4 protein-coding genes and 1 pseudogene are annotated in these 5,842 nt (G+C 66.0%); 2 read left to right on the top strand and 3 right to left on the bottom strand.

The features are described from left to right. Together D2N39_RS22205 and ilvD are read right to left on the bottom strand one after the other, a co-directional pair. Positions 1 to 126 (bottom strand): annotated as a pseudogene (locus D2N39_RS22205) (UTP--glucose-1-phosphate uridylyltransferase); the annotation flags it as partial. Between the two features lie 129 nt (positions 127 to 255). Beyond that, the gene (gene ilvD, locus D2N39_RS22200; RefSeq protein WP_119136896.1) at positions 256 to 2,094 is read right to left on the bottom strand and encodes a dihydroxy-acid dehydratase; all 1,839 of its coding nucleotides are present in this window, start codon (positions 2,092 to 2,094) and stop codon (positions 256 to 258) included. Between the two features lie 157 nt (positions 2,095 to 2,251). Between ilvD and D2N39_RS22195 the strand changes: the two genes are divergently transcribed. Beyond that, positions 2,252 to 3,613 carry a phosphohexomutase domain-containing protein gene (locus tag D2N39_RS22195; RefSeq protein WP_119136895.1) on the top strand — a complete coding sequence of 454 codons (1,362 nt, stop codon included), beginning with the start codon at positions 2,252 to 2,254 and terminating at the stop codon, positions 3,611 to 3,613. A gap of 107 nt (positions 3,614 to 3,720) precedes the next feature. Further along, positions 3,721 to 4,140, top strand: coding sequence for a hypothetical protein (locus tag D2N39_RS22190; protein ID WP_147373546.1), 420 nt, complete (start codon positions 3,721 to 3,723; stop codon positions 4,138 to 4,140). 417 nt (positions 4,141 to 4,557) lie between these two features. Here D2N39_RS22190 and D2N39_RS22180 read toward each other — a convergent pair whose 3' ends face one another. Next, positions 4,558 to 5,490, bottom strand: a complete 933-nt coding sequence (locus D2N39_RS22180) for an IS5 family transposase (protein WP_119136892.1) — start codon at positions 5,488 to 5,490, stop codon at positions 4,558 to 4,560. Positions 5,491 to 5,842 lie beyond the last annotated feature (352 nt).

The raw sequence follows: 5,842 nt of genomic DNA, 5'->3' as shown, positions 1-5,842 counted from the left end.
GTATTGGATCAGCGGGCGGTCCACCAGTGTCATGATCTCTTTCGGGATCGACTTCGTTGCGGGCAGGAAACGGGTTCCAAGCCCCGCAACCGGAAATACCGCCTTGGTGACCTTTCTGGGCTTCATGCCAAATGTTCCTATCTGCAGAGTATGATAATGCTGAACTAAAACCAGAACGGCGATCCAAAAAAACTGGATCGCCGTTTCGATGTAGCTTCTGTGCCTTGATGGGGTCAAGCGCTACCCCGCCCGAAGTTACTTGGGCAGAACGCGTACCGCTCCTTTGTCGGCCGAGGCCGCGAATTGCGCATAGACTTTCAGCGCGGTGGACACCTGCCGCTTGCGGGGTTCCGCCGGTTTCCAGCCCTTCGCCTCCTGCGCGGCGCGGCGGGTTGCCAGTTCCGCCTCCGGCACCGCCAGATGGATGGTGCGGTTCGGAATGTCGATCTCGATCCGGTCGCCATCCTGCACGAGGCCGATGGTGCCGCCCGCCGCCGCCTCGGGGCTGGCATGGCCGATCGACAGGCCCGAGGTGCCGCCCGAGAAGCGGCCATCGGTGATCAGCGCACAGGCTTTGCCCAGACCCTTCGATTTCAGATAGCTGGTCGGATACAGCATTTCCTGCATGCCCGGCCCGCCCTTCGGCCCCTCGTAGCGGATCACCACCACATCGCCCGCCGTGACCTTGCCGTTCAGGATGCCGTAGACCGCCGCATCCTGACTTTCAAAGACCACGGCCTTGCCGGTGAATTTCAGGATGGATTCGTCCACCCCGGCGGTTTTCACGATGCAGCCATCCAGCGCGATATTGCCTTTCAGCACCGCAAGCCCGCCATCCTTGGAGAACGGCGCCTCGGTGGAGCGGATCACGCCCTGCGTGCGGTCCAGATCCAGATCCGGCCATTCCGAGGCCTGACTGAAGGCCACCTGCGTCGGCACGCCGCCCGGCGCGGCAAGGTAAAGCTTGCGCGCCTCGGGGTTGTTCGACTTGGCGATGTCCCACTGGTCGATGGCGGCGCCGATGGTCGGGGCATGGACGGTCGGGCAGTCGCGCACGATCAGCCCGCCGCGGTCCAGTTCGCCCAGAATGGCCATGATGCCACCCGCACGGTGCACGTCTTCCATATGAATATTGGCGATATTCGGCGCGACCTTGCACAGGCACGGCACCTTGCGCGACAGCCGGTCGATGTCATCCATGCCGAAATCCACCCCGCCTTCCTGCGCGATGGCCAGAAGGTGCAGCACGGTATTGGTCGAGCCGCCCATGGCGATATCCAGCGACATCGCATTGTCGAAAGCGGCCTTGCTGGCAATCGTGCGCGGCAGGACAGAGGCATCCTCTTCCTCATACCAGCGGCGGGCCAGTTCGACCGAGCGGCGCCCGGCCTCGAGGAACAGCCCCTTGCGGAAGGCATGGGTGGCAAGGGTCGAGCCATTGCCCGGCAGCGCCAGACCCAGCGCCTCGGCCAGACAGTTCATCGAATTGGCGGTGAACATGCCGGAACACGAGCCGCAGGTCGGGCAGGCGCCCTGTTCGATGGCGGCCAGATCCTCGTCCGAGACCTTGTCATTGGCCGCTGCCACCATGGCGTCGATCAGGTCGAGCTTCAGCACCCGCCCGTCGCCCATCTGGACCTTGCCCGCTTCCATCGGCCCGCCCGAGACGAAGATCGCCGGGATGTTCAGCCGCATGGCCGCCATCAGCATGCCGGGGGTGATCTTGTCGCAGTTCGAGATACAGACCATCGCATCGGCGCAATGGGCGTTGACCATATATTCCACACTGTCGGCGATCAGCTCGCGCGAGGGCAGGGAATAGAGCATCCCGTCATGGCCCATGGCGATACCGTCATCCACCGCGATGGTGTTGAATTCCTTGGCGATGCCGCCCGCCGCCTCGACCTCGCGCGCGACCATCTGGCCCAGGTCTTTCAGGTGAACGTGCCCCGGCACGAACTGGGTGAAGCTGTTGACGATGGCGATGATCGGCTTGCCGAAATCGCTGTCCTTCACGCCGGTCGCACGCCAGAGGCCACGGGCCCCCGCCATGTTGCGGCCATGGGTAGTGGTGCGGGAGCGATATGCGGGCATGTGTCTCTGATCCGAAGGCTGGCTGTCCGGGGGCAAGGAGTGCGCCTTCGGGCGGCAAAAATCAACCGCCCGCCTGCATTTTCGGGCAGGAAGTGAACGGCTCTGGTTCCTGCGCGCGCTTCCTGCCATCGTCGGCCCGAGACGGATAGGAGGCATCATGGCACCGAAATTCGGCACGAGCGGGCTGCGCGGGCTGGTCACCGAGCTGACGCCCGATCTGGTGGCGGCGCATATCCGCGCCTTCCTTGCCGCCTGTCCGCAGGGCGGGGCGCTCTGGGTCGGGCGCGACCTGCGGGCCTCTTCGCCGGATCTGGCGGCGGTGGTGCTGGCGGCGGCACGCGGCATGGGGCTGGAAACGGTGGATTGCGGCGCGGTGCCGACGCCCGCGCTGGCGCTGGCGGCGATGCGGGCCGGCGCGGCCTCGGTCATGGTGACCGGCAGCCATATCCCGGCCGATCGCAACGGGCTGAAATTCTATACGCCTGCGGGCGAGATCACCAAGGTCGACGAGGCGGCGATTCTGGCGTCGCTTGCCACGGCCCCGCGCGGCGCGGGGCCAGCGACGCGGCGGGTGACCACCGCCGGGGCGGACTGGGTGGCGCGTTACGTCACGGCCTTCGGGCCGGAGGCGCTGGCCGGGTTGCGGCTGGGGATCTGGGCGCATAGCGCGGTCAGCTGCGATCTGCTGGTGGATGCCATGGTGGCGCTGGGGGCGGAATGCGTCTCTGTTGGCCGTTCAGAGACGTTTATCCCGGTCGATACCGAGGCGGTCAGCCCGCAGGCCCGCGCCGATCTGGCCGCCTGGGCGCCGGGGTTCGATGCGATCCTTTCCACCGATGGCGATGGCGACCGGCCGCTGCTGGCCGATGGCGCGGGGGCTGTGATCCCCGGCGACATTCTGGGTCAGATCGCCGCCGCCAGCCTGGGCGCCGACACCGTGGTCACCCCCGTCAGCTCCAACACCGGAGCAGAGCTGGGGGGCGCCTTCGCCCGGGTGATCCGCACGAAGATCGGCTCCCCCTTCGTCATCGCCGCGATGGAAGGTGCGGGCGGCCGCGTCGCGGGCTACGAGGCCAATGGCGGCTTCCTGCTGGGTTTCGCGGCAGAAGGCCCCGCCGGGCTGCTGCCGCCCCTGATGACGCGCGACAGCCTCTTGCCGCTGATCGCCGTGCTGGCCGAGGTGCGGAAAGCCGGCGGCCTGCCTGCGCTGCTGGCATGCCAGCCCGCGCGCTTCACCGCGGCCGACCGGCTGGAGAAAACCCCGCCCGAGGCCACCGGCCCGCTGCTGGCGCGCCTGACCGCCGATCCTGCGCCGCTTCTGGCCGATCTGGCCGAGACCGAGACCAGCCGCGACCTGACCGACGGGCTGCGGCTGAGCCTTGCCTCGGGGCGCATCCTTCATCTGCGCCCCTCGGGCAATGCGCCGGAATTCCGGGTCTATGCCGAGGCCGAAAGCCCCGAGGCCGCAGAGACGCTGCTGGCGCGGGCCCGCGACCGCCTGCGCGGCATGCTGGGCTGAGCGGCACAAGGTTTCTGTTTCGTTCCGCGTCCGGCCCGCTTATGCTGCCTTTGCAGAAACGAAGGGCTTGAACCGCGATGACCGAAGATCCGGGGGCAGAGGGTGACATGAGGCTGCCCGACCTGTGGTATCAGGACGAGGTGCCGGTGCTTCTGTGCCGGGGTGCCGACAAGCCGCTGCGGCTGCGGCTGCCGCCGGGGCTGGCCGAAACGCTCTGGTCCCGGCGCGACCAGCCGGGTGGGCCGCGCTGGAACGCGGTGCAGCGCTGCTGGCAGGCCCCCGCGCCCCGTCTGGGCGCCATGGCCAGCCAGATCCTGCGCGGGGCGGGGCAGCTCTGGCTGGTGCAGCCGCTGGTCGGGGCCGAGGCGCCGGGCTGCGCCCTGCCGGGCAAACCCTGCGCCTGCGCCACGCTGGAAACAGGCGAACTGGCCCGCGCGCAACGCAGCCGCTGGTGCGAGGTGACCGACAGCTTCGAAGACCATGACGGCCCCGAGCCGCTGCTCTGCCGCCTGTTCCGCGCCGGGTGAGGTAGGGGGGGGATTCGTCCCCATAATCGCGGTGTGAGCTGACTGGGTCGGCGGTCTCTCCCACGGCATTCTCCGTTCGAGGGTTGCGCCCGGTTGGCGGGTGCCGAGCCTCAAGAATGGAGGAGAGACCACATGCAGGATAGCGCGTTCATCGGACTGAATGTCCATAAGGCCACGATTTCGATGGCGCTCGCGCAGGGCGAACGCGGCGGTGAGGTTCGGCACTGGGGGACGGTGCCCAATCGCCCTGATCACATCCGCAGGTTGGTAGAAAGGCTGACGGGACACGGTTACATTTCTGCTATGAGACGGTGCCTTGCGGCTATAGTCTCCATCGCCAATTTCTCGAGATGGGGCATGAATGGCTCTGTTGCACAAATCGGCTGCTGATCGGACTTCCCCTTTCCCCGGACAGATTTATCCTGCGACCTCTGTGATGGGCGTGCCGAGCGCGGTGAAGCCGTTGAGCACGGCGACGCGCACCTGGAACTCCGCGACCTGACGGTCGAACTCGCGTGCGGATAGGCGCTGACCCAGCAGCTTGACGCAGTGCATCTTGGTTTCTGCGCGGCTTCGGCGGTGATAGCCGCTCCATCGTCGCCAGATTGTCCGCCCGACGCGCTTCGATGTGCGCAGGATCTCGTTGCGGGCGACAGCCCCGGCTGTGTCGGGCTTCCAGGGCTTGGCGTTCTTGCGAGGCGGGATGATCGCCGCGGCACCGCGCGCGGCGATGGCGTCGTGGCACTTGCGGGTGTCGAAAGCACCATCTGCCGTGACGCTGGCGATCTCTTGGTCGGGTGGTATCTGGTCCAGAAGTTCGGGCAGCATGGGCGCGTCACCGACGTCGCTGGTGGTGAACTCGGCCGCCCGGATTTCCAGTGATTTCTCGTCGATCCCGATGTGGATCTTGCGCCAGACCCTGCGCTTCGTGCCGCCATGTTTGCGGGCGTTCCACTCGCCTTCACCCTCGACCTTGATCCCGGTGCTGTCGACCAGCAGGTGCAGCGGACCGGCCGATCCGCGGTAGGGGATGTTGACCTTCAGGGTCTTCTGGCGCCGCGACAGCGTGCTGAAGTCGGGCACCGCCCAGTCCAGGCCGATCAACCGCAGCAGGCTCTCGACGAAGCCCGTCGTCTGCCTGAGCGCCATCCCGAACAGCACTTTCATCGTGAGGCAGGTTTGGATGGCTGCGTCGCTGTAGTCCGCTTGTCGCCCGCGCTTGCCAGTCGGCGCGGCCTTCCACGTCATGGCGGGGTCGAACCAGATCGTCAGAGAGCCGCGGCGCTTGAGCGCTTGGTTATAGGCGGGCCAGTTCCTGGTCTTGTAGATCGGGGGTGTCGGTCTGCTCATGCAGTCAAGCTACCACGCTGGATTCACGAGATGAATCCCTCACGCGATTTGTGCAACAGAGCCCTTTTGGTGTATATTTGGAAGGTATTGGGCAAAGTCAATATTTACATGCGCTCGCAAACGCATCAATGTCTCGGCGTGACCCGCTATTGGATGGAATACTAAGACCACTCGTCGCTTCGGCACTTCGTGCTGAAGATGGATCGCTGAAGCAGAAGGTTTTGCCTAGGGTCAGGACCCATTGATTCGCTTGAAGTCGCCGTCGCTGCGTGATTCACGCATCCGAACTGACGGGGGTGACGATGAGCAATCTTTTCTGGCTGACCGAAGAGCAGATGGAGCGGTTGAGGCC

The organism is Gemmobacter lutimaris (assembly GCF_003570715.1).
GTDB lineage: Bacteria > Pseudomonadota > Alphaproteobacteria > Rhodobacterales > Rhodobacteraceae > Gemmobacter > Gemmobacter lutimaris.
The sequence above is the reverse complement of the archived record's forward strand: the minus strand, read 5'-3'. Positions and strand labels throughout refer to the sequence as shown.